Source organism: Robinsoniella sp. KNHs210 (genome assembly GCF_000686105.1).
Classification (GTDB): Bacteria; Bacillota; Clostridia; order Lachnospirales; family Lachnospiraceae; genus Robinsoniella; species Robinsoniella peoriensis.
The window spans coordinates 805,418-829,403 of the sequence record NZ_JMLZ01000001.1 but is presented as its reverse complement, the minus strand read 5'-3'; the positions used below and the strand labels follow the sequence as shown (position 1 = coordinate 829,403).

General features: G+C 41.0%; 19 protein-coding genes. 3 read left to right on the top strand and 16 right to left on the bottom strand.

The genetic code is table 11. The features are described 5' to 3' along the window. Positions 1–14: 14 nt before the first annotated feature. From CD03_RS0103255 to CD03_RS0103210, 10 genes are all read right to left on the bottom strand, one after another. A complete protein-coding gene (locus CD03_RS0103255) occupies positions 15–998 on the bottom strand; it encodes an ROK family protein (protein WP_027292402.1) in 984 nt (327 codons plus the stop codon). Then, positions 995–1,633, bottom strand: a complete 639-nt coding sequence (locus tag CD03_RS0103250; protein ID WP_027292401.1) for a D-sedoheptulose-7-phosphate isomerase — start codon at positions 1,631–1,633, stop codon at positions 995–997. The genes CD03_RS0103255 and CD03_RS0103250 overlap by 4 nt, the downstream gene beginning before the upstream one ends. A 170-nt stretch (positions 1,634–1,803) precedes the next feature. Next, on the bottom strand, positions 1,804–3,084 hold the full coding sequence (locus CD03_RS0103245) for a four-carbon acid sugar kinase family protein (protein ID WP_027292400.1): 1,281 nt from the start codon (positions 3,082–3,084) through the stop codon (positions 1,804–1,806). A 214-nt stretch (positions 3,085–3,298) separates the two neighbouring features. Beyond that, positions 3,299–5,731, bottom strand: coding sequence for an alpha-mannosidase (locus CD03_RS0103240; RefSeq protein ID WP_044288871.1), 2,433 nt, complete (start codon positions 5,729–5,731; stop codon positions 3,299–3,301). Between the two features lie 137 nt (positions 5,732–5,868). Next, positions 5,869–6,762 (bottom strand): class II fructose-bisphosphate aldolase, encoded by an 894-nt coding sequence (locus CD03_RS0103235; protein WP_027292398.1) that lies wholly within the window; start codon positions 6,760–6,762, stop codon positions 5,869–5,871. Between the two features lie 219 nt (positions 6,763–6,981). Next, positions 6,982–8,490 (bottom strand): FGGY-family carbohydrate kinase, encoded by a 1,509-nt coding sequence (locus CD03_RS0103230; RefSeq protein ID WP_027292397.1) that lies wholly within the window; start codon positions 8,488–8,490, stop codon positions 6,982–6,984. Further along, a complete protein-coding gene (locus tag CD03_RS32210) occupies positions 8,487–9,182 on the bottom strand; it encodes an aspartate/glutamate racemase family protein (RefSeq protein ID WP_044288869.1) in 696 nt (231 codons plus the stop codon). The genes CD03_RS0103230 and CD03_RS32210 overlap by 4 nt, the downstream gene beginning before the upstream one ends. Positions 9,183–9,219: 37 nt before the next feature. Further along, entirely contained in the window at positions 9,220–10,095 is an 876-nt protein-coding gene (locus CD03_RS0103220) for a carbohydrate ABC transporter permease (protein ID WP_242849028.1), read from the bottom strand. Further along, positions 10,085–11,017 (bottom strand): carbohydrate ABC transporter permease, encoded by a 933-nt coding sequence (locus tag CD03_RS0103215; RefSeq protein WP_044288867.1) that lies wholly within the window; start codon positions 11,015–11,017, stop codon positions 10,085–10,087. Before CD03_RS0103215 ends, CD03_RS0103220 begins: the two co-directional genes overlap by 11 nt. A gap of 80 nt (positions 11,018–11,097) precedes the next feature. After that, positions 11,098–12,462 (bottom strand): ABC transporter substrate-binding protein, encoded by a 1,365-nt coding sequence (locus tag CD03_RS0103210; RefSeq protein ID WP_242849027.1) that lies wholly within the window; start codon positions 12,460–12,462, stop codon positions 11,098–11,100. A gap of 372 nt (positions 12,463–12,834) precedes the next feature. Here CD03_RS0103210 and CD03_RS0103205 point away from each other — a divergent pair, with 372 nt between their 5' ends. Both CD03_RS0103205 and CD03_RS0103200 read left to right on the top strand, forming a co-directional pair. Next, positions 12,835–13,581 carry a DeoR/GlpR family DNA-binding transcription regulator gene (locus CD03_RS0103205; RefSeq protein ID WP_027292393.1) on the top strand — a complete coding sequence of 249 codons (747 nt, stop codon included), beginning with the start codon at positions 12,835–12,837 and terminating at the stop codon, positions 13,579–13,581. Between the two features lie 149 nt (positions 13,582–13,730). Further along, positions 13,731–14,468: a DeoR/GlpR family DNA-binding transcription regulator gene (locus CD03_RS0103200; protein ID WP_027292392.1), complete on the top strand. Its 738-nt coding sequence runs from the start codon at positions 13,731–13,733 to the stop codon at positions 14,466–14,468. 106 nt (positions 14,469–14,574) lie between these two features. Here CD03_RS0103200 and CD03_RS32205 read toward each other — a convergent pair whose 3' ends face one another. The 5 genes from CD03_RS32205 to CD03_RS0103175 all read right to left on the bottom strand — a co-directional run bounded on the left by CD03_RS32205 (position 14,575) and on the right by CD03_RS0103175 (position 21,073). Further along, complete coding sequence (locus CD03_RS32205; RefSeq protein ID WP_052377639.1) at positions 14,575–15,237, bottom strand: PD-(D/E)XK nuclease family transposase; 663 nt, start codon at positions 15,235–15,237, stop codon at positions 14,575–14,577. Between the two features lie 383 nt (positions 15,238–15,620). After that, positions 15,621–17,813: an alpha-galactosidase gene (locus tag CD03_RS0103190; RefSeq protein ID WP_027292391.1), complete on the bottom strand. Its 2,193-nt coding sequence runs from the start codon at positions 17,811–17,813 to the stop codon at positions 15,621–15,623. Positions 17,814–17,846: 33 nt separating this feature from the next. Further along, positions 17,847–18,677, bottom strand: a complete 831-nt coding sequence (locus CD03_RS0103185) for a carbohydrate ABC transporter permease (RefSeq protein WP_027292390.1) — start codon at positions 18,675–18,677, stop codon at positions 17,847–17,849. A gap of 14 nt (positions 18,678–18,691) precedes the next feature. Then, positions 18,692–19,588 (bottom strand): carbohydrate ABC transporter permease, encoded by an 897-nt coding sequence (locus CD03_RS0103180; RefSeq protein WP_027292389.1) that lies wholly within the window; start codon positions 19,586–19,588, stop codon positions 18,692–18,694. A 144-nt stretch (positions 19,589–19,732) separates the two neighbouring features. Next, complete coding sequence (locus CD03_RS0103175) at positions 19,733–21,073, bottom strand: ABC transporter substrate-binding protein (RefSeq protein ID WP_027292388.1); 1,341 nt, start codon at positions 21,071–21,073, stop codon at positions 19,733–19,735. 318 nt (positions 21,074–21,391) lie between these two features. On the opposite strand from CD03_RS0103175, the gene CD03_RS0103170 reads away from it, so the two are divergent. Next, the gene (locus tag CD03_RS0103170; protein WP_027292387.1) at positions 21,392–22,225 is read left to right on the top strand and encodes an AraC family transcriptional regulator; all 834 of its coding nucleotides are present in this window, start codon (positions 21,392–21,394) and stop codon (positions 22,223–22,225) included. Positions 22,226–22,241: 16 nt separating this feature from the next. Here the strand turns inward: CD03_RS0103170 and CD03_RS0103165 are convergent, their stop codons facing one another. Next, positions 22,242–23,909, bottom strand: coding sequence for a GGDEF domain-containing protein (locus CD03_RS0103165; RefSeq protein WP_027292386.1), 1,668 nt, complete (start codon positions 23,907–23,909; stop codon positions 22,242–22,244). Between the last annotated feature and the right edge of the window lie 77 nt (positions 23,910–23,986).

Sequence of the window (23,986 nt, the reverse complement as noted above, 5' to 3'; positions counted from 1 at the left end):
TGCGCTGTTCATAATTAAATGAATGAATCAAGCCTCAGCAGATTACCTGCAACAGATAACGCGGCATAATCCCCCAGTTGTTCTCCCAGCCCTGCCGGTACTACCTGACATACCTGCCGGTTCTGTAATAATGTTTCCCTTCGGATTACCTCCATCATCGGTTCTCTGAGGATATCTTCCTGCCGCAGATAAATACTTCCGATTACAATTCTTTCCGGATTCAGAATATCAATCAGAACAGAAAGACCTTTTCCCAGATTTTCTCCCGCCTTTTTCAAAATATCAAGTGCCAGTTCATCTCCTTTGCCGGCTGCCGTACCGATGTCCGCTGTGGTAATCTCCTGCGGTATTTTCCCCGGGGGTAAAATCTGCGTCTGTCTGCCGTTCCTGATCCACTCCTCAATATAGGGTACTGCAAACCTTGCAATTCCGCCTCCGCTGCAAAAGCCCTCAAAGGACCCCCTCTTGCCGTATCCTTCCGGTCCGTCCTCGGACAGGCGCACATGTCCAACCTCGCCTGCCATATCACAGGTTCCGCAGTATAACTTTCCATCCAGTATCAGCCCTGCTCCAAGACCGGTACCAAATGTCAGAAATATCATATTCCTTGTGCCTCTTCCCGCTCCCCACAGCCATTCCGCCAGCCCGCATGCATTTGCATCGTTTTGTACCTGAACCGGAACGCCAAAACGTTTGGCAAACGGAGTAACAACGTCTATTTGGTCCCAATTGGGCAGATTCGGAGGGCACATAATAATTCCTTTTTTAGAATCCAGTGGGCTTCCACAGCTGATCCCAATGGCTTTTAGATCTATCTCTTTATGGGCATCTATCATAAAAGCAAGGGTATCTGCCATTTTCTGTACTGCCGCCTCAGGAGTATCAGGAGTAGGGAATTTTTCTTTATAACAGATCTCTATCCCGTCTTTTTCCGTGGTTTTTCCAATACTAACCGCACACTTAGTACCGCCAATATCAATTCCTGCCAAATAACTCATCCAAAAAATTCCTCCTCCAGCATCATGCAGATTGTATGGTATACAGGAAGATGAAGTTCCTGAATATTTGGTGTTGCCACCGCCGGGACACAGATACATACATCGCACAATTCCTTCAGCCCGCCGCCTTTTTCCCCAGTCATGCCAACTGTTTTCATTCCCAGTGCCTTTGCAGTTTCCACTGCATAAATGACATTTTTAGAATTTCCGGAGGTGCTGATGCCCATCAGAACACTTTTATCATCCCCATACCCGCAAACCTGTTGTGCAAATACCAACTCTGGTACTGCATCATTGGCAAACGCCGTAGATAAGGCGATGTTACTGGTAAGAGTCACTGCAGGTAGTCCCCCCTGTAAATGCTCCGCCAATAATTCTCCATTTTCCAGGGATGCATTTTTTAACTTTTCTTTCATTTCATCTGACAATGGCCGTTTGATTGCAAATTCTTTCATCAGCTCTCCCACGATATGCTCTGAATCTGCCCCGCTTCCTCCGTTGCCGCAGACAAGAAGCATTCCGCCTGTCCGAAAGGAATCCCGTATATTAGTAAATGCCGACCATATTTCGGATTCACACGCCTGTAATACAGGATAACGTTTTATTAATTGTGCAATATGATTATAAATATTCATCCTTTTCCCCCATGAATAGCGCAGGCAGGCTTGTGCTATTCCCAAATAAGCAATGCGAACCAAGTTCGCATTTTACCCACTACAGTACAGCAGGCAGTCCTGGTATACTGCTTTCATCCTTTCAAATATGCATATCGCAAGCCTGCTTGCGATATGCCCAAGTTACTATGCTATATCAGCATATTCATTGCTTTTTCCACAAATTCTTCCGTACCAAAGCTCCCTGATTTCAATACCATTTTATAATATGGGCGATCTATGCTCTGGCATGTAGGAAGTCCTGGCTCAATTTCTTTTAAAATCCGCATTCCACGGATACTCAGACTGGAGCATAAGGACGCACTGGTATCTCCACCGCACACGATAATCCTTCGAATTTCATAATTCTGTATTACCTGCTCCGATATCATCGCCAGCGTACCGGATACCAGGGTAGAAACAGCCGTGTTATCTATCCCCTGCACTGCCGCAATCCGCTTCGTCTCCTCTACGTCTTCCACAGAGTTCATGGAATGAAGCATAACAAAAGTTTCTGTTTCATATGCCTTTTTTACCGCCTCTGATACCCGGTTACATTCCTGCTGCTTTGTCCTGTCATCAAATAAAAGCTTTGTGTTTAATTCAATTACCGGATATCCATGTTTTTTCATATATAAAGTCTGAGCCGTGGTCTGAGGTGTCAGACTGCCTGCAATACACAAGATCCTTTTATCCGCCTCTTCTATTTTCGTTTCTGAGACAGGCACTCTTGACTGTCCTTTGACATATATTCTTGCAAGATATTTTGATAAAGCGGAACTTCCGCAAATAATTTTCTCATCAAAAAGTGCCTCAGCCAGAATCCCAAGATCTTCATTATTCCGCACATCCATAATCACATAATTATAAAGGTTCCGGCATTCATCTACTGCCTTTTTTACAGCCTCACTTCCCTGCTCTGTCACTTCATAAGTAACCGCGCCCACTTTCCTTTTCGTTTGTTCCTGCAGAATTTCAACCAGGCTTGATTTGGTCATCGGATGTACCGGATCCTGCTTAAACTGCGAATCGGCAAGGAGTACCCCATGCACATAATGCTCACTGTGAATGGTGGTTCTTCCGTTATCCGGGAATCCCAGAACCACTACTGCGAATTCTTCCCCAAGAGCGTCCAGCATAGCATCAAATTCTGCCCCTATATTTCCGCGAAACACGGAACACTGCTTGTCAATATACTGCTTTACCTGGGGATTCTTTACATGGCTGACCGCATCATATACCTTTTTGTAAGCATCCTGATAAGTATCAAATCTGGAATCGGTATCAATGATGACCACTTCACCCTCATCATAACCGGACTTCTTCCCATCTCCATAGCTGTACACGATCGTTTCCAGATCTGATTTCCCGTACATAATACCTATATCATTTGCTCCTGTAACATCATCTGCAATTACTACTGTATATGGCATTTTTTTATCTCCTGACATTCGTTATAATTTTTCATGGTGTATTTCAGACAGGTCTAACTTGTACACAGCCTTTTCCACACCCCGGGTTATTATAACACTATTTATTCCTGTTCTGGCATATTATAAAACCTATTTATTCCTATTATCTATTTATTCCTATTACCGCATATTATAAAACCTATTTATTCCTATTACGGCATACTATAACACCTGTCTACTCATATTCCAGCATATTAACTTCTGTAATTTCCGCGGAAATATCGTATGGGATCTTAACCGTTTTAATCTCACATGGAGTAAAATTCAGTTCCACTTCCCTGTTCATAAAAGGAACCATAAGCGTGGCCATTCCTTTTTGTTTCTTTGTTTCAAAAGCCCGGATAATAATTCCGTCCTGATCTTCTGCTTCCTTCATAACTACGGCTGCCACATGGTCACTCTTAAGTTCCATGAACGACTGTTTCTGAGGCTGGCTGCCCTGATGAAAAGTTTCTATAACGGTAAACGGTTTCTGGTTCAGAGCCGCTGCATGCTCTACAATCTTTGAATCTTTCCAGGTGCCCTCATGAGGCAGCAGCAGATAAGTAAATTCCTGAATACCTTCATCTACAAATTTATACTCCATGCCTTCTTCCAGCTGTTTGGGATCATGATGCGCAAATACCGAATTTTTCAATATTGTCAGACACATCTCATCAACATCAAAAGAATAGCTGTATTTCGCATCATTTGCAATTGCCAGCCCATACATTTTACCTTTTTCAAAATGCTCTCCCGTAAAATCAAACCAGGTCTGTCCCGGCTCTTCTTCTCCGTTGGCACTCTTTTCAATATAACCATATGGAATCTCATAAGTAGGCTTACGGAAATTAAATCTTACCGGATACTTCACTTTCAGCATCGTCTGAGGCTCTCTCCAGTCTGCCACTGTCCTTACTTCCACATAGTCCAGGTCTTTGTACAGCCGAAAATCACAAATCACATAGGACTGATTGTATTTATACTTAATACGCAGTGCTGAACGAACAGGTCCATCCTCCAGCACATGGAGATATACGGCCTTCATATCCCCGATTTCCTTGTCAAATTTGAACTTATTATGAGACCAGGTATCGGATTTATCCTCAATCACAGCAAGCCTTCCACCTTCTCGTCTAAGTACCTCAAGGTCAGATTTTTTATCAAACAGCTGCTTCATACATCCGCTTACCGGATTGAATTCCAGAAAATACCGGTCATTTTCAAGGGTATATTCCGTTACTTTCACATGATCAAATGCCGGCGCTTCCTCTATATTCAGGTACAATTTAAATACTTCATAGCCCATACTTTTCAGTTCTGCGGTGAATAAAAGTCTTGACTGCCCATTAACTGCAGCCTCTGACTGTATCCGCTGTGCACGAATTACATTTCCCTCACTGTCCGTAAGCTTAAACTGGTCATTATTAAGTCCCCGTACCTCCAGGTCAATCACCATTCTCCCCTGGAATGGATGTGCATTAAATACTACAATGGGCTTCATTGTCACATCTTCTTCAATATTAATATCCCATGATATCGCCTGAATTGCATAATTGAGATTCCTCTGCCCAATCGCCATTGCCTGTCCATAGAGATAAGACGCATCCTCATAGGCAGACGGAATACTGGTTCCAGCCAGAATATCATGGAACTGATTAAATAGAACCCCTTTCCATGCCGTCTCAAAATCATCCGGATAAGCCTGGCCTTCTACCTTATTTGCAATCGTACTCCATGCCTCTGCCGCCAGCAGCAGATTTTCAGCCCTGCGGTTTTCACGTTTGATTCTGGACATCACACTGTAACACCCACTTGCATGATGCTGAAGATCACCGGTTACCTGATGATATTTTTTCCCATTGCTGCGGATAGTTTCAAAAAAACCAGACGTAGTCCCCATTTCCATAACCGGCATATCTTCTCTGGCATTCAGTTCATAGATACTCTTTATATTTTCCTTCGTGGGTCCCCCTCCATGATTGCCTACACCATAGAACATCATCAGGTTATCTTCCCCATCTTCCAGCTCACATTTTAAACGCTCTGTATATTTCTCCAGATTTTTTCCCCAGGTGCAGTACTCATACGGAATCCGGTAAGCCAGTACCTGAGAACCATCCTCAGACCCCCACCAGAAAGTGCGCCCCGGAAGCCCTTTTTCCAGAGGCATCGGCCTCATAAATACATAATTGTCCATACCGCTTTTCTTAAGGATCTGAGGCAAATTTCCATTATGTCCAAAACTGTCCACATTATATCCAGTGACCGCTGTCTTTCCAAATTTTTCTTTAAAATATCTTTGTGCATACAATCCCTGTCTTACAAATGATTCACCGGAAGGAATATTACAGTCCGGCTGAATATACCATCCGCCAACAATTTCCCAGCGCCCTTCTTCTATCCTTTTTTTAATTTCCGCAAACATCCCCGGATTATTCTTTTCTACCCATTCATAAAAAGCTGCTGAACTGCATGTAAAAATAAAATTCTCATCTTCCTTCATACGATCAAGCGCCGATTTAAAAGTCGCTTTAACCTCCTGAAACCCTTCCTGCCACTTCCAGAGCCAAACCGGATCCAGATGAGCATTCCCAATCATATGTAATTTTTTATCCTTTATTCCCATAGTTATCCCTTCTGCATATCGCAGGCCTGTCTGCGATACTGCCTTAATAAGTAGTTTGAAAGCGCTTTTCTTTCACACTTATCCCTTCTGCATATCGCAGGCCTGTCTGCGATACTGCCTCTCTTCTATATAAAAATTTATGCCTTCCCACTGCTGAAAAGATAATGATCCATTTTTTCTTCCACCAGCAGGCGTACCGCTTCTCTGGATTTTTCAATCACATCTTCGGGGTAACTATTCAGTTCCTCTTCGGTCATATGGCCTTCCCGGCCCACTACTGCCAGCATCTCAAGTTCCAGATCTGTTGCAATATTCACCTTGCTGACTCCACCGGTTGGCATCTGAGCTGCTTTTGCTACCATATCACTTGGCACACCTGAACCTCCATGCAGTACCAGCGGAGTATCCGTAAGTTCATTTATTCTTGTGATTCTCATGTAATCAACACTGGGCTGTTTTACGGTATATACACCATGTGCCGTTCCAACCGATACTGCCAGGCAGTCTGTCTTGGTCTGTCTGCAGAATTCCTGTGCTTCTTTTGGGTCTGTAAACATCTCTTCATCGGTATCTGTTTCCACAAAATCCGTCGTACCTATTTTCCCAAGCTCCGCCTCTACCGTAACACCCACCGGATGCGCAATCCCTGCAACTTTCTTTGTAACAGCCACATTCTCATCAAATTCCAGTTCTGAAGCATCGATCATTACCGAAGAAAATCCATAGTCAATTGCTTCCTGAATCACTGCTATGGTCTTCGTATGATCTAAATGCAGTGCCACCGGAACTGTCGGCTTCAATTCTTCCATAACACGGTAAAATTCCTCTGTAAATTCAGGAATTCCCACCTTATGACGTATAATTTCCTTTTCCGAAAGCTGTACAATTACAGGAGATTTCCGATTTATAGCTGCCTCAATAATCGGCCTGATCAGCTTCGTATAACGTGCAGAAAAGGATCCCACCGCATACTGGTTCTCTGTTGCATCTTTTAAAATATCTGTCAAATTCTCTACTCTTTTTATCATCATTATACCTATTGCATATTGCAGAATTATCTGCAATACCCTTTCTCTCCTTCTGGAGCGTGTTTGAAAATTACTGGAGCGTGTTTGAAAATGCTTTCTGACAGCTGTGCGTCACACTTTGTTGGCGATTCGTTCCAATTAAAAGCGCATAGCGGGCTATATAACCTAAATCTGGAGCTAATATACCGCGAAGCAGGGTGTGCAGATAGCAGGAATGAACTTTCAAACAGGCTCTTGTGCCAAAGGCATATATTTCTCACTCCATATCCTGCCGTATTCCATACCCCTGTCCAAATCCGGATAATACCAGTCTCTTGTCTGCAGCGGAGCATCCAGAAACAGACGGCAGGCATCGGCTCCTTCATTCTTTTTTATATATAAAGCAGCGGCTCCCAGTGCGGTTGCCTCCGAAACGGAAGGGACTTGTATAATCTTCCCCAAAACATCTGCCTTGATCTGCATCCAGACCCGGCTGTTAACCGCACCGCCTGCACAACGGACGATTCCGGGGCTTATTCCGTGCCACCGGTACAGAAGGTCCAAAATCCACGCGGCCTGATATTGAATACCTTCCATGATACCCTTTAAAATATGTGCGTATGTATGTTCCATCTTCAGCCCGATGAAATTTGCCCCCGTATCCGGTTTGAAAACAGGTGTCCCCATCCCTGTCAGATATGGAAAATATAATATCTGCGTAGGGTTCATGGGCAGAGATTCCAGCATATCATTCATTTCCTTATAGCTAATCTCTTCTTTCTGGGCTGTTTTCCGAAACCATTCTACCGACTGGCCTGCCGAAGGAATATTTCCCATCCAGAAATACCCGCCGTCTACAAAAGGACCATATATAAATCCACTTCCCTGCTTGAAATCGTCATCTGCCGCCGCCTGTGAGCCGTAATTATCCTTGGGTTTCTGTTTCAATAAACCAATATAAGTCTCAGCCGTTCCCAAACTGTTGCATATGTCCTCTTCCCGATTCTGCAAAAGCGCAAATGCCGCGCACACATGGTCATGGCCTGCAACCGCTGCCAGGATCTCGTCCTGCTTCCTGCATCCAAGCAATCGCTTTATCTCCTGACTGCGTATAGGAATTGCATTTCCGCTTGGTAATACTTCCGGAAAATTAAAAAGTTCTAGCTTATATCCCTGTATCCGTTCTTCATCCCAGCATCCATTTCTAATATCATAAACATAAGTTCTGGCTGCAAAGCTGGGATCGGTAACGAATTCGCCGGTCATTTTCCATGCAATAAAATCACACATGGACAGCCAGACCGCCGTCTTCTGATCGATATGCCTGCTCTGCAATAACCATATGAATTTATAAATACCATATTTAAAACTCCCCCGCAAACCAGTGGAAGTAAAATTACGCTCTTCTTCATCGACCGGCTGTTTTGCAAGTCCCACGGTCCGCTTATCAAACCAGGGTAATATATCTGTTTCTTCTATACCTGTCCGGCGATTCACGATCAGTCCTGCTTCTGCCATACCGGTAATACTGATCCCTTTCACCTGCCCTTTTGCAGGTGCACAAAGTCTCGTCATCTGCTCCTTTACTATTCCCCAGATCACATCCGGCCTGTATACATCGCCCCACTGGTCTTTAGACATAGGGGTCACTTCTTTTTCTATTCCAATGATTCTGCCTGCGTGATCAAACAACACTGATTTAATATGGGTCGTTCCCATATCTATCCCTATTATCATAGCATTATCTTTCATTCTGTTTTATTTTTGCTTCTGTTCGTTTTAACTGTTTGTATATCGCAAATCATACTTTTTAATTTATCAACTCCAAGTGCAGGACTTGTCAGAATCCGATTCTGATCCATGTCTTCTTTTGCGGTAACTGCTGATGCCATAGATGCCTGCGCCAACACAATTACATCCACTTCACCAAGATACTCTTCCACTGCATCAGCAATTTTTCTATCGTGAAGCGCTTTATTTTGAGACATCAGTGCATCATATGCCCCTTCTACCAGAACCGACCGGACGCAGACTGCCTTTCCCGCTTCTCTTGCTTTACGTTCAATTAAATTAACCGTAGGATTTAGCGTGGTATTTAGCGTGGCAAATACACCTATTTTTTCACCTTCTGATACTGCCTTTTCTGCCATCGCCTCATCAATCCGAAGCACCGGCACTCCAAGAACCCGATCTGCTTCCTCTGCAAATTCTCCAACTGTAGAGCAGGCGCTTAAAATAATATCCATATCCATTTTCTCAAGAACCTTTGCATATTCCAGCCAGCGCCAGCGTACCATCTCCGTATCTCTTTCGTCAGCCATATCCCTAAGAATAGAATCGTCCAGTATATTATAAACTGCAGCATCTTCCATTTTACTTTTGATCTGTGCTGTCAGACTGTCTACGGTAGCTTTTGTTGTATGTATTACACCAATTTTTTTCATTGTAAACTCCATTTCTGCCTCACTTTCTTATGGCTGGCTATTTAACTGCACCGCCCACATTCATACCTTCAATAAAATAATTCTGGAAACAGAAAAATAGAATTAAGATTGGTATCATCGAAAGGAAAGAAACTGCCATCAGATAATTCCACTCTGTGTATCCCTGCCCCTTGAATACCTGAAGCCCCAACTGCAAAGTATACAGTTTCTGGTCATTTATATACAGCAGAGGTCCCTGGAAATCACTCCATGCTCCTTTGAAAGAAACCAGTGCAATTGTTGCCAGTATAGGTTTAATCAATGGCATCATGAGCTTCCCCCAGATATAGAAGTGTCCTGCCCCATCTACTTTTGCAGCTTCCATCAGCTCATTTGGAATAGTACGGTAAAACTGCCGCATCATAAAAATGTGAAAAGCATTACCTGTAAAAGCAGGAATGATCAGTGGCAGATACGTGCCAACCCAGCCAATCTTCGAAAAAATAACATAGGTAGGAACCAGGGTAACAAAGCCCGGAATCATCATAGTTGCCAATACAATTTTAAATAGCGGTTTTCTTCCCTTAAATTCAATTTTGGCAAATCCATAGGCAACAAAGGAGTTCACTAATACATTTCCGATGATGGTAAACAGTACAATTACCAGCGTATTTAATGTATACCTTGTAAATGGTGCCTTCGTCCATGCTATGGCGAAATTTTCAAACATTGGTACCTGGGGAATCAGTGTTGGCGGATACTGTGCCACTTCCTGAGGGGATTTCAACGCTGTACAGACCATCCAGATAATAGGAAATAATATGATGACTGCACCCAGACATAAAATAAAAAACATAAACAAATCGGTTACCCGGTCTCTTTTAAATTTTTGTTTTGAACTACTGCCATTTTTTTCTTTCTGTCTAGTCATCATTATCACCTTCCTCGTAATAAACCCATTTTTTAGAACCCTTCTGATTAAATATGGTCAATACCATGATAATCGCAAATAGGAACCAGCACATGGCATTGGCATAACCTGTTTTGAAATTCTTAAATGCCTGATTCCACAGATGCACATTATAAAACAAAAGAGAACCTGCGGGATTCCCGGTTCCGTCTCCGGAGAAGATATAACCTTCCTGGAATATCTGAAATGCTCCGATAATACCGATGGTCAGATTGTAAAAAATAATCGGGGATAACAGGGGTACAGTAATTTTTGTAAACCGCTTAAAACCGCTGGCACCATCAATACTTGCTGCCTCGTAATACTCTGTGGGGATACTTTGCAGCCTTGCCAGATATAAAAGCATCTGTCCACCCAATCCCCAAAGGTGCATCAGAATGATTGCCGGTTTTGTCCAATTAGGATCTGTAAGCCAGCCCGGACCGGTAATTCCCACAAACTTTAATATTGTATTTACAAGACCGTTCGCCGGGTCCAGTAATAACATCCAGAGAAAATATGTACCAACCCCTACCATAATAGATGGCAGATAATATATGGTTCGAAACGTCCGAAGACCGAATATAGACCGGTTTAATATACATGCAACCACTACCCCTCCGATTGTGACAAGGGGAATATTAATCAGCGCGTAAACTACGGTATTTTGCAGACTTTTCCAAAAAAGCTGATCTTCGAAGAACATTTTTTTATAATTCGTCAACCCGGTAAAGTCCATCTTCATCATATTATAATCGGTAAAACTGGTGATAAAAGAAAAGATCAGCGGTCCCATAACAAAACAAAAGATTCCAATCAGCCAGGGAAGTATAAAAATATATCCATAAACGCTTTCCCTTGCCTTCATATTCTTAATACCCAGCCTACTCAGTAATTTACCAAACATAAAGCTACCTTCTTTCTTTTTCTAAAAATGACTCTTCAAAAATCAAAGAGCCATTTTAACATTCCACTATATTCCAATTATTACTTCAGGAAGTCCTGGAATGCCTTTTGTGCATTTGCCAGAGCATCATCGGTACTCTTTACTCCCAGGGTTCCTTCTTCAATCAGTGGATTGATGATATCTGTATAACCTTTCATATTGTTTGGTGTAACTGCTGCCTTTGTATCTGATAATGCTTCAGAAATTTTTGCAGTAATCGGATCACTTAAAAAAGCACTGTCTTTATCAAAATCTGTCCTGGCAGAAAAATCCCCCAGTCTTTCACATAAGAATTCCTGCATATCTTTACTCGTCATAAATTTAATAAATTCATAGGAGCCTTCCGGATTTTTTGCTCCTTTTGGTATTTCCAGCACAAATCCACTGCCATTTACCGTGTGCCCATTTCCTTCTTTGTATTCCGGCATCTGCATAACCCCGTAATTCAAATCCGGATTTGTCTGCTTTAGAGAGGACACATATGCGCTTGTCTGTAACAGCATAGAAAGTTTTCCGGAAGAAAACGGATCCTGCATACCAGACTTAAATGCTGCGCTCATTTCATTATAAGTACTACTTCCATAATGCTGAGTAAACTCGTCAACCCATTTGAAAACATCCTTATTAATATCGGTGTCTACAGACGGATTACCACTTTCGTCATACCAGATCTGTCCCTTATTGGCATTACATACCCAGGTATCCAAACCGCCGTTTCCAAGCAATGGAAGAAATCCTATCCTGTCATAAGCATCTCCATTCTTCTTTTCCAGTTTGTAAGCAGCTTCTTTTAATTCGTCCCAAGTCTTAGGTGGATTTTCAGGATCTAATCCCGCCTCCGTAAAATGATCTTTATTATAATAGATCACTCTGGTATCAACAGAGAAGGGCAATGCATAAACACTTCCATCTTCTCCGGTACAGGCATCTAAGTCTTGTTCAATAAAACTGTCAGCTCCTGTCCCCTCATCTTTTTTCAGAAAATCATCCAGGCTCTCAACCTGTCCCTGCTCTGCACGGAATCGAACTTCCTCCAAAGTATTTGCCATAATATCGGTAGGATTGCCAGCTGCAATCTGTGCTATATTCTTCGTAAAAACATCTCCCCATGGAAGATTCACATATGTAACTTCATATTTTTCCTGTGATTCATTAAACATTTTCACGGCTTCTTCCAGAACCGGTTTTCTTGCTTCTGATCCCCACCAGCCCCAAAACTCTAATTTCTCCCTGTCACCGCTGTCTGCTGTTTTATCATCACTTTCTTTATTTTCACTTCCGGCCTCCGTTTTTGCACCGGTACTATCTGTTCCTCCTGTATTTTTGTCCCCCGAACTGCATCCTGCAAGTGTTGACCCCAAAAGTGTTACTGCTAATGCTGCTGCAATTAATTTTTTCATTGCCATAAGAACCTTCCTCCTGATTTTTATTATTTATTAGTTATATCTCTTTTCATTCATTATATTATCATATATATATCATGTTTGCAAGAACTATTTGAACATATTTTGAATATTTATGATATTTTTGTGATTATATGTGGACTATTTGACGAACAACACCTATTACAGCGCTCAATTTCATCGAATAGTACCAATGTTTTTTTCTGTGCAATGATAAACAATCCTGTTTCTTCCGCTATTTTTCATAATATAACCATATTATTTCATTTATTTTCACTTTTTACAATAAAAATATTCACTTTCTTTCCATATTATGATATGATAGACAAGTCTTAACCAAACACTTGTCAGAATAACAAAAGGAGACGTAGCAATATGATTCCAGAATTGCGCCAGAAAAAAATTATTGATATAATTTCTGAATCCGATATTATATCAACTGAAAAATTAACAAAGCTTTTAGATATTTCTCCTTCTACACTCAGAAGAGATTTAATAAAACTCTCAAAACAAGAAAAAATTATGCTTATGCATGGAGGGGGCATACGGATCCTGCCTAAAAATACTGAAATGAGCATGTACGCTAAAATGGGGCTTCATAAAGAAGCAAAGGATCAAATTGCTAAAAAAGCGGCTTCCCTGATTGCAGATGGGGATGTCATTTATCTGGACCCATCCAGTACAACCTACCAGATGATTCCATATTTAAAGGAATGCAGGGTAACAGTTATTACAAACAGCGTTTCCCATATCGATGAATTAATTCACCATAAGATACCCTGTATTATGGTAGGCGGTACCATTAAGATATCCACTAATTCCTGTATCGGATTGATTGCGGAAAATATACTAAGAGATTTTAACTTTAACAAATGTTTCATTGGAGCCAATGGGTTTAGCATCACTTCCGGCATTACCAATCATGACATTAATGAAAATGTGATCAAAACTCTGGCAGTCCGGCAAAGCTGTCATCCTTATTTTTTAATGGATTCCAGCAAATTTAATGTAATTGCTATGGTCAAACTGGCGAATATCAATGAATATCCAATCATAACGGAAAAATTCATACCGGAACTGAGCAACTATAATAACATAATCTATACAAATGTTGATCTATAATTCAAAATTGTGCATTAAATAATCAACTACACATCAATATTTGACCGAAATCAAACGTTTTTTCGAATAAGTTTCTAAAAAAGTTCATTCATATAACTGCAAAATGTGATATAATGGAAAAAAGATTTAATCAAGGAGGCTCACGATTTATGATTCCTGCAATGCGCCAAGAAAAAATACTGAATATTCTCTCGAATGATGAGATTGTATCCGTAGAAGATTTAATGGATGTATTGAATATTTCCATCTCCACCATCCGCCGCGACTTATCTAAATTAGAAAAAGAAAGCAAAATAGTTCTGCTGCACGGCGGTGGTGTAAAACTTGCTCAAAAACCAACAGAACTCAGCATTACAACAAAACTGGATTTAAACAGAGATGCGAAATACCTGATTGCCAAAAAAGCCGTTTCCCTGATTCAGGATGGTGATGTGATTTTCGTAGACCCCTCCAGCACTACCTATCATATGATCCCGTTACTAACGGATAAAAATATAACTGTAATTACCAACAGCATATCACATATCAACCAGCTCATACATTATGGTGTACCATCCATCATGGTGGGCGGAAATATTAAATCCACCACCAATTCATGTATTGGTCCCATCGCAGAATCAACTCTGAAGGATCTTAACTTTAATAAATGCTTCCTGGGTGCCAACGGCTTTACAATCCAGGCCGGAATTACCAATCATGATATTAATGAAAAAGTAATCAAAACTCTGGCACTTCAGAACTCGGCCACCCCCTACTTTCTCATAGATTCCAGTAAATACGGTTGTATTACTATGGTGAAAATAGCTGATCTTGATACCTATCCGATAATTACGGAGTCAGTTTCGGAAGAGTTAAAAGACTATAAAAATATAATACTGGCTTATTAATACTGAATCAGAAAAGCAGTTGCTGCAAATTTTGCAGCAACTGCCGCTGATAGATAACCGATCCGGTTAACGACATCTCATTCTTATTTCGAACATATAAGCTGCGTTACTTATATTTCTCATAGTATTTTTCAGCAGAATTAAAATCCAGGTTGAAACATTTCTGCAGCTTTGCAACAATTCGTTCGGGGATGATACCCTCGTCCAGATTATCCCGTATAAAAACTTTAATGCCTTCTTCACGGCCTTGTTCGCGCCCTTCTTCACGGCCCACTTTCCAGCCTTCTTCCCGGCCTTCTTTTTTCGCCATGTATATGATATGGTTATGATCCCTGATTGCTTTCTCCCTTGATTCGTATTCGTATCTTTTTTGGTCATCTGCACTGATGTTTTTTAAGATCTGATACGCTTCGTTTATGTATTCGTTTTTCTCTGCCATTTCTTTGAAATCCTCCTCCCGTTTTCCGTTCAGGAATTTCGCCCATTGTAATAATTCATTTTCCGGTTCTTCCCAATTACCCAGCTTGGGCAGCTCCAGTACATGCAATTCCAGTTTATCGGAGTATAAGCTCCCCCTCTGATCTTCCCGGAGATGAAAACAGGAATACCATTGATCTGTATCCTGTAAAAATGCAGCTATTAATCCTTTCCTTGCTTTCTCACTGCACATCAGTTCTTTAAAACAAAAATCAACCGTAGGCAGCATAATAAATGGTTCTGTTTTCTCTTTTTCAGTCTGAATATTACTTGTTTTGGGCGAATTTATCATGTTAGTCCTCCTCATACTAAAAGGCAGTAACCTTTGCAGCGTAAGAAGGGTTCGTTCGATTCCAGATATATTATAGCGACTTACGGCAAGCATAGCAATGCCTTATATTTAATTAAATGTCAATTGGAAATCACCTGGCAGAACAGCCAGTTCTTAGAATGTTTTAATACAACTATACTATCACAATAAATTGTTTATTGCAACATATTTTTTCACATAGTTACTTATTAGTTATTAAGTATACTATCATAAGGTCCGCTACCTGCAAAAATAAACCCGTTTGTCATATAGAAAACAAACGGGTTTAATCATAATCAGCACAATATCAATTTTTGTTAAAATTACTTTCTGAGAAAATAATTTTTCTAAAACGGACTAAATTTCTAAATTTCTTTTATCGCAAAATTAAAACTCTGATAATCTCCATTTACTAAAGGAATATTAATTCCCGCATTCATCAGTGCACTTCCCTCATAGATACGGTCTTCATCATTCACTTTGTAGAAGCTGTCCGGTTTTAAACCTTTCACTCTGACTCTGAATAATGCAGGATTCGCATACGAATGAAGCACTACAATACTAAACAGGGATTTGCTGCCATCTTCATTTACAAACTGCCATGCGGCATAATCGCGATTTTCCTCCGGATTGCTCAGCCGGTAATACGTACCGTATTGAATAAGGTCATAATTTTCTTTAAAGAACTGAATCTGCTGCCGCACCGCTTCCCGCTCTTCCTCATCCAACGTTCTTACGTCCAGTTCATAGCCGAAGGTCCCGGCCATCGCCACAGTACCTCTTGTCTCGAGCGGTGTGCTCCGTCCTGTCTGCTGATTGGGGCTGACTGATACATGCGCTCCAACGGTGCTGATCGGATATCCAAAAGAAGTTCCATACTGAATCCGTATCCGTTCGATAGCATCTGTGTCATCACTGCACCAGATCTGAGGCATATAATAGAGCATGCCCGCATCAAATCTTCCGCCGCCGCCAGAACACCCTTCAAAGAGGATATCCGGGTACTTTGTAACAAATTTCTCCATCATGTCATAGAGCCCCAGAACATATCGGTGACATACTTCTCCCTGCCTGTCCTTTGGCAGCAGTGCGGACCAGACATCTGCAAAATTACGGTTCATATCCCATTTTACATATTCTACATTTGCTTCATCCAGAATCTTACCAATGGTTTCAAACAGATAATCCCTGACATCCTGTCTGGATATATCCAGAACCAGCTGGAACCTCTCCAGATTGGGCTTTCTGCCCGGGATGCGCATACACCATTCCGGATGGTTCCGAAACAGGTCACTGTCTTCATTTACCATCTCCGGCTCAATCCAGATACCAAATTTCATGCCCAGGTTATTTATCTTTTTTGCAAGTCCGGTAACACCGGAAGGCAGTTTTGTTTTATTTACAAACCAGTCACCAAGTCCGCTCAGATCATGGTTTCTGGTACCGAACCAGCCATCATCCATAACAAACAATTCAATACCCAGATCCTTGGCACTATCCGCAATAGAAACCAGCGTATCTTCCTCAAATTCAAATTCCGTTGCTTCCCAGTTATTGATCAGAACCGGTCTGCGCTGCTTTTTGAATTTGCTTCGGATCAGATGATCCATATATAGTTTGTGAAAATTTCCGGACAATGTGCCCAGTCCATTTGTACTGAACGACAAGATTACTTCCGGCGTTGTGAACACATCTCCCGGCTCCAGCTTATACCGGAACCCATCTGCATTGATTCCCATAGTAAACCGCGTCTGATTTACCTGGTCTACTTCCACCTGCGCCATAAAATTACCGCTGTATACAAAGGAAGCACCGTAACATTCGCCATATTCTTCCCCTGCATCCCGGCCGCAGATAATCATAAATGGATTCTCATGATGACTGGAGGTACCCCTGGTACTGTCAATCAATACTTTTCCATGGCAGACATTTCTTCTCTGCATAATCCGTTCCATGTTATGTTTTCCATAGAAAGAGATCACATCAAAGTGATCGGTTGTAAAATCAAGGCATGCCGTCAGCGCTCTGTTCAGGTACACCGCATCCTGATTTCCATTTTTAATCCGGCAAGCCCTGGTAATCACATCGTAGTCTTCCAGGACACCGTATAACAGCGTTACTTCCAGATCGGTTGCCTGGTCCTTTAAAACGATTTCCAGGGTCTGGGCTTCGGATTCCTCTGCCCATACTGCCGGCAGTCCCTCCAGGGCATATTTGCCATCGTAAATTTTGTGGGATACATATAGAAGTTCCGTTACCTGGCTTCCGTCCGGATTCTCTGCCTGAAGACAGCTGGAACGGTAATCTCCCATTCCGAAAGTAGAATACTCCTGGGGATAGGTGTCCAGGGAATACCCCCTGTCATTTCCACCTTCGTATGGATTTCCGGAAAATCCTCTGTTAATGCCGCGGATCAGGTAGGATAATTCCATGCTTCCTATTTTAGCCCCGTAATACACATGTATTAAATGCTGATAGCTGCTCACCAGCATCTGATAGGTGGCATTTTTTGTCTGTAAAGTAAAGACTTTCTTTTCCTGGTCAAATGTAACTGCCATTCCATTGGCCTCCTTCTTTTTAATTCGTGTTTTCTACAGCTTACCGCCTGAAGTTGCAATTCCTTCAATAAACTGTTTTTGAAATATCACATAAATAACGATCATCGGAAGGCAGGCGATCAGAGAAGCTGCCATCAGTTCCGGAAATTTCGTTACATACTGTCCCTGCATTTTGGCAAGTGCCGCAGACAGTGTCAGCATGTTTTTATCTGTGTTTACAATCATTGGCCACATCAGATCTTTGAATGCAAATACCGCAGTAAAGATACCCAGCGCTACCATCGCAGATCTGGTTAACGGTGCCATGATAAATAAAAATGTCTGTCCGATATTACACCCGTCCAGTCTGGCTGCCTCTTCCAGATCATTTGGAAGTCCCATGTAACCCTGTCTTAAGAGAAAAGTACCGAATGCCGTTACAAGTCCCGGGAAGACCAGTGCAAAAATAGTATTCATCATTCCCATTTTACTGATCATCAGATACTGAGGGATAATAAAGATCTGTGCCGGAATCATCATCTGGAATAAAACCAGAGAGAACATCAGGTTCTTGCCTTTAAAATGAAGCCGCCCAAATGCGTAACCTGCCATTGTGGCTGTAATCACAGCACATAATACCCTTCCTATGATTAACAATAATGTATTTTTATAAAGCAGCAGGAAATTCATATTGTTCCACACCGCTTTAAAAGCGTCTGTTCTCCAAACCTTTGGAAATATAACAAAAGGGTCTACCTGAGTAGCTTCCGTTACCGACTTAAAAGCGGTTAAAATCATCCAGAGGAAAGGTACCAGCATGGTTATAGAAATTAAAATTAAAATCACATGAATCAATACAGATACTACTTTTTTCTTCGATTCCATTACTTTCCCTCCTTCTAATTATAATGAACCCATTTTTTCTGTGCGATCATCTGGAAAACAGTTATGATCATAATCACTACTAAGAGCAGCACAACGATAGTGGAACCATAGCCGAGATTTTTCTCCGTAAATGAATACCGGTAGAACAGATAAACCAGTGACTGTGTTTTTTCCAATGCGGGATTAGACTTATCCATCACCATGAATATCAAATCAAATACCTGTAATGCCCCGATTACCCTGGTCACCAATACAAAGAAGATGGTAGGCGAAATCAGCGGGATGGTAATGTGGAAAAACTGTTTGATTCCCGTTGCTCCGTCAATTTCTGCCGCCTCATAATAATCATGAGGTACTTCCTGCAGACCGGACAAAAACAACACCATATTATAACCGATAATGGACCATACACCCACAACTGCGATGGCAAACACCGCAATCTTCGGGTTAGAGATCCAATTAGTATCTGTTCCGGTCAGATTATTAATCAATCCAAAGTCGGAATTATACAACCATCTCCATACCATAGCAATCGCAGCAGGTGCGGCAACCATCGGCAGGAAGAAAATTGTTCTGTAGACACTGCGCCCTTTCATCTTACGATTGAGCAGAACAGCCAGTACAAGTGCAATGGCAATGGAAAACGGAACTTCCACAATTGCGTATTTAAAAGTATTTAATAACGCCTGCCACACCTGTCCGTCACCAAAAAGTTTCATATAGTTATCTGCACCAACAAATATATTTCCCTTACCAAAATCTCCGGTTTTAAAAAAGCTCTGGTAAATAGTCTGTACGATTGGAATAATATTCAATACAATTAGCCCGATCATCGTAGGCAATATAAACGCCCATCCCCAAAGGAACTCGTTGCGGGCGCGGGAAGTGCCTTTTACTTTTTTCTTAGACATATGTCCCAACTCCTTTCGTCTTTAATTCTATGGCGGTACAGCAGACCTGCCATACCGCCATAATCACACATATTTTTATAAATATCCAAACTGGCTTACGATAGTCCCAAACAAGCAGTTTACAAACATGCTCTAGATCACACTTTACTCCTCTGCTAAAGATGCATTCATTTCCTCTGCGATCTTCTTACAGGTTTCTGCCATGTCTGCGTTGCCTGCCCATACTTCTTTTAAAAGCTCATTAGTTTTGTTTTCCCAGATTACTGTGGATCTGGAATAAGGCCGGATTACCATGTCATCCCGTACATCTAAATATGCCTGTAAATTAAACTCAGGCGCTGATTTAACCCAATCTTCGGATGTTCCTTCATAAGCAGACATAGTAACACCTAATTCAGCCTGTTTCTTCTGAGCAGCTTCTGTTCCAAGGTATTCAATCAGCTTCCATGCATTGTCGGTATTTTTGCCATTTGCAGATGCTGCCCATCCAAGTCCGTTGTATACGGAACATCTTCTTCCTGATTCCGCATCCTTTGGCATAATAGCCACATCCAGATTCTCTTTGGCATAATCATCATCTTTGAAACTGGAAATCATCCAGGAACCCTGGAATGCCATCGCCAGCTGTCCGGATCTCAGCAATACATCCGGTCCGTTCTCAGAAAGTGTCTGGCTGCTTGGCATAGAACCGTCTTTGATCAGCTGCTCAACATACTGCATAGCCTTAATGGTATTCGGATCATCATATCCTGAAGTCTTCTTGTCATCCGATATTACTTTTCCGCCCATATCATAAATGATATTGTAGTAACCTTCGTGGTTTGTATCACTCTTCATTCCCAGACCATACTGTGATCCGTCTGCTTTTGTCAGTTTCTTCGCTGCTTCAGCAAGGGTATCCCATGTCCATGTATCATCCGGATATGCCACACCGGCTTCGTCAAACATAGTTTTGTTATACCACAGTGCTATCGTATCGATGTCTTTTGGTACCGCATAAACATGGTCATTATAAGAATAAAGTTCTTTAATATCTTCCGGGAACTTACTCATATCCAGTTTATCACTATCCTTGATTTTATCTGTAAGATCAAGGAGCATATCATTTTCCATATATCTCTGTGCTTCGTTGGAATGCATCCAGAAAACATCCGGCATAGAGCCGCCCTGTGCTCCTGCTTCCAGCAGTGTCCAGTATTCATTCCAGGTAACAACCTGAATCTGTGTGGGAATTCCTGTCTCCTTTGTAAAATCATCCATAATCTTCTTTAAGCCCGGCTCCTGATAAGTATCCCAGATCATAACCGAAAGCGCATCTCCCGAAGCATTTTCATTGGTTGATGCATTATCTCCTGCTGCAGATTCCTTCGTGGTGTTGTCTGCAGCATTTCCGTCCCCTGTATTTCCTGTACTGCCGCAGGCTGTAAGGGATAATCCCATCATACCTGCCATAACAAGTGCGCATGTTTTTTTCCATTTTATCATTTTCTATATCTCCTTTTACCTTAATATAACTTTGTATGTTTTTATTTCAATATACTGTTTTTGTTTCTATTATCAAGTCTTTCAGCATATCATCAAACTTATTATGGGAATTATAGAGTCTGCAGCCTTATATTTCCAGCAATTTGACTAATACGCCTTTTTCTATGTGACTTATATTAACACTTTACACAAACCTTGTACATGCGGTGGTATTATTTCATTTATACCTTTATGTGTCATTTATACTCTGTCGTTGACGCTAGGACACATAATGGTATATAATACAAAGAATAAAATCTGAAAATAAGGAGCCAAAAGATGCGCGACTATCTTTTTTTAAGCAATGATTTTTTCGATATTACCATTTATCAATATGGCTACCAGCAATGTGAACCATTTCATACCTTTGGACCAGCGATGAGAAACCATTACCTGATACACTATATCATTTCAGGTACGGGCGTTTACCGTGCCGGCACAGAAAAATCGGAAGCAGAATACCATCTCCATGCAGGCCAGGCATTCTTGATCGAGCCAAACAGAGTCATTCATTATACTGCTGATGAAAAAGATCCCTGGGAATATATGTGGATTGAATTTGACGGATTAAAAGCAAAAGAATATGTAAATCATGCAGGTCTGTCACATGAATCACCGGTTTACAATTCCATAAATGAAGAAGGAAAAAAGAAAGTATATGCATATTTAAGTTATATCATTGACCATCCGGATTCCCCTGCCCCTGAGATTATGGGCTATACCTATCTGTTTTTTAGCGCATTGATCGAAAGTTCTAAAACCGCAAGGGCACTTCCCAAAAATGATATCAAGAAATTTTATATACAGTCTACGGTAGATTTTATTGAGAATTATTACATGAAAGATATTTCCGTGGAGGATATGGCAGCTAATCTGAGCCTGAACCGCAGCTATTTCAGCAAGCTTTTCAAAAAAATGACACAAAAAAGCCCACAGGAATTTTTAATCACATACCGCATTCATAAATCCTGTGAGTTTCTGCGTTCCACTGATATGACCATAGCCCAGATCTCTCCTCTGGTAGGCTATGCCAATCAATTTCATTTTACACGTGCATTTAAAAATATAATGAATATATCTCCAAATGAATGGAGAAAACGCAACCGTTATTAACAAAGTTTAGAACATATTATAATTTTATTTTGTATTGCTGCTTGTCGGAATACATTCGTTCGTCTGCTTCCCTGAACAATGTTTCCGCATCTTTATTGCTGGTACCTCTGACTGCAGAACCACTGGCAATAGAGATGTCATGGCAGTGCACTTTATTATAAATTCTAATCCGTTCCTTCAGTGCTCTATCCAATTCAGCCAGGTCAGCATCCTCTTTCTGTATCGCAACCAGGAATTCATCACCTCCGATTCTATAGACATCTCCTACACCGCCGTATTCCAGCTTAATACATTCTGCCGCCCCTTTAATTACATCATCACCGGACTTATGCCCATATAAGTCATTTGTCTGCTTCAGGTTATTTAAATCCAGCATAACAAATGCAAGCGGGGCTTTGTGCTCCTGGTTTTTATCCTTCTCTTTTTCCTCTTCCATAAATTCATCAAAGGAAATGCGGTTCAAAGTCTGTGTCATCATATCCGAATACGCCATTTTCTCATAGAGTTCAAACTGCGTCTTCTCCTTCAGATAGAGAAACAGTTCTTCATAATTTAAATAAATCAGAATAACAAGAAAGACGATCAGTCCATATATGAAAAACTTGCTGTTATCCTCCATTGGATTCGTATAGAAACGGATCAGTGCAATAATTGAAAAAACAGTCAGACACAGAATTGCATATAACATCCCTTTTGCTTTCCTGGAATTCATCTTCACCGCTTCATATATTAAAAATGCCACCAAAATGATAATCACCAAAAACATCATCGTATGCGTAATAATCAGCATCTGCGGGAAATCAGCTATATTACCCATGTAAAGAAGACTCTGGACAATCATATTTACCCATAATACAGTTTGTATCTGCTCAATATATTTACCTTTTTTTTCACATATATTCTTTACAAAAGATAAAATATAGACAGGCATTGCCATAAAACTGATAAAAGAGAGGATACATAAGGCCACGCTGTTCCCGATCATAAGCTGTGACAATTCCGAATCGGACCAAATCCACACCGAAGATATCACCATGAATAATCCCAGATATAAAAATGAATCAAAATTATAATTAAACTTTTTGATATACAGCCCGGAATAAACGACCAGCAGCACAATACCAAATAACAAAAGAAATAAGATACAGCCAATCTTTCCTACATTGCTGTATAATACTTCTGTAACATATGCCCCTGTCGTTCCTATTTTAACCGAACCAACTCCTCCCGATAAATTTTTATAGGGACGCTCTAATTCTATGGTAATATCCTTACCGCTGTCCTTTGCAGATACCGGTATCTGGCAGGAAATGTACCCCAGCATATTCCCCACAGGAGGCTTTGTATCAAAACCATATTCATAGACACAATCCTGTCCGATATTCACCCTTACCGTTTGATATCCATTATTAAATATTATTTTTTCTCCATCTTTCACCTGGGGAAGCTGATTTTTAAGCTTTATGTACCCTGATTCATTTTTCAGTTTAAATGGAAAATGAACCGCTTCTCCCTCTTTTCCTTCCAGCTGCCAGCCATCCTGAAATAGCCTGCATTTCTCCACCTTCGGACGGACATCCGGCAGAGCTGATGTATGAATTACATTTAATAACATAGTAATCAACAGTATACCGGACAGACATGTTAATATTCTTCTAAATGTATTTTTATTTTTTTTGTTCATATATACCTGCTCCGTTATTCCTGAATCTCATTGAACAATACTTCATTCAAATGTAAAGACTCAACTTTGTGAACGTA

Excerpts from the sequence above, each read along its gene's own strand:
- CD03_RS0103220 (WP_242849028.1), bottom strand. The coding sequence starts at position 10,095 with ATGATGACTAGACAGAAAGAAAAAAATGGCAGTAGTTCAAAACAAAAA.
- CD03_RS0103205 (WP_027292393.1), top strand. The coding sequence starts at position 12,835 with ATGATTCCAGAATTGCGCCAGAAAAAAATTATTGATATAATTTCTGAA.
- CD03_RS0103210 (WP_242849027.1), bottom strand. The coding sequence starts at position 12,462 with ATGGCAATGAAAAAATTAATTGCAGCAGCATTAGCAGTAACACTTTTG.
- CD03_RS0103250 (WP_027292401.1), bottom strand. The coding sequence starts at position 1,633 with ATGAATATTTATAATCATATTGCACAATTAATAAAACGTTATCCTGTA.
- CD03_RS0103170 (WP_027292387.1), top strand. The coding sequence starts at position 21,392 with ATGCGCGACTATCTTTTTTTAAGCAATGATTTTTTCGATATTACCATT.
- CD03_RS0103255 (WP_027292402.1), bottom strand. The coding sequence starts at position 998 with ATGAGTTATTTGGCAGGAATTGATATTGGCGGTACTAAGTGTGCGGTT.
- CD03_RS32205 (WP_052377639.1), bottom strand. The coding sequence starts at position 15,237 with ATGATAAATTCGCCCAAAACAAGTAATATTCAGACTGAAAAAGAGAAA.
- CD03_RS0103185 (WP_027292390.1), bottom strand. The coding sequence starts at position 18,677 with ATGGAATCGAAGAAAAAAGTAGTATCTGTATTGATTCATGTGATTTTA.
- CD03_RS0103190 (WP_027292391.1), bottom strand. The coding sequence starts at position 17,813 with ATGGCAGTTACATTTGACCAGGAAAAGAAAGTCTTTACTTTACAGACA.
- CD03_RS0103240 (WP_044288871.1), bottom strand. The coding sequence starts at position 5,731 with ATGGGAATAAAGGATAAAAAATTACATATGATTGGGAATGCTCATCTG.
- CD03_RS0103235 (WP_027292398.1), bottom strand. The coding sequence starts at position 6,762 with ATGATGATAAAAAGAGTAGAGAATTTGACAGATATTTTAAAAGATGCA.
- CD03_RS0103175 (WP_027292388.1), bottom strand. The coding sequence starts at position 21,073 with ATGATAAAATGGAAAAAAACATGCGCACTTGTTATGGCAGGTATGATG.
- CD03_RS0103180 (WP_027292389.1), bottom strand. The coding sequence starts at position 19,588 with ATGTCTAAGAAAAAAGTAAAAGGCACTTCCCGCGCCCGCAACGAGTTC.
- CD03_RS32210 (WP_044288869.1), bottom strand. The coding sequence starts at position 9,182 with ATGAAAAAAATTGGTGTAATACATACAACAAAAGCTACCGTAGACAGT.
- CD03_RS0103200 (WP_027292392.1), top strand. The coding sequence starts at position 13,731 with ATGATTCCTGCAATGCGCCAAGAAAAAATACTGAATATTCTCTCGAAT.
- CD03_RS0103165 (WP_027292386.1), bottom strand. The coding sequence starts at position 23,909 with ATGAACAAAAAAAATAAAAATACATTTAGAAGAATATTAACATGTCTG.
- CD03_RS0103215 (WP_044288867.1), bottom strand. The coding sequence starts at position 11,017 with ATGTTTGGTAAATTACTGAGTAGGCTGGGTATTAAGAATATGAAGGCA.
- CD03_RS0103245 (WP_027292400.1), bottom strand. The coding sequence starts at position 3,084 with ATGCCATATACAGTAGTAATTGCAGATGATGTTACAGGAGCAAATGAT.
- CD03_RS0103230 (WP_027292397.1), bottom strand. The coding sequence starts at position 8,490 with ATGAAAGATAATGCTATGATAATAGGGATAGATATGGGAACGACCCAT.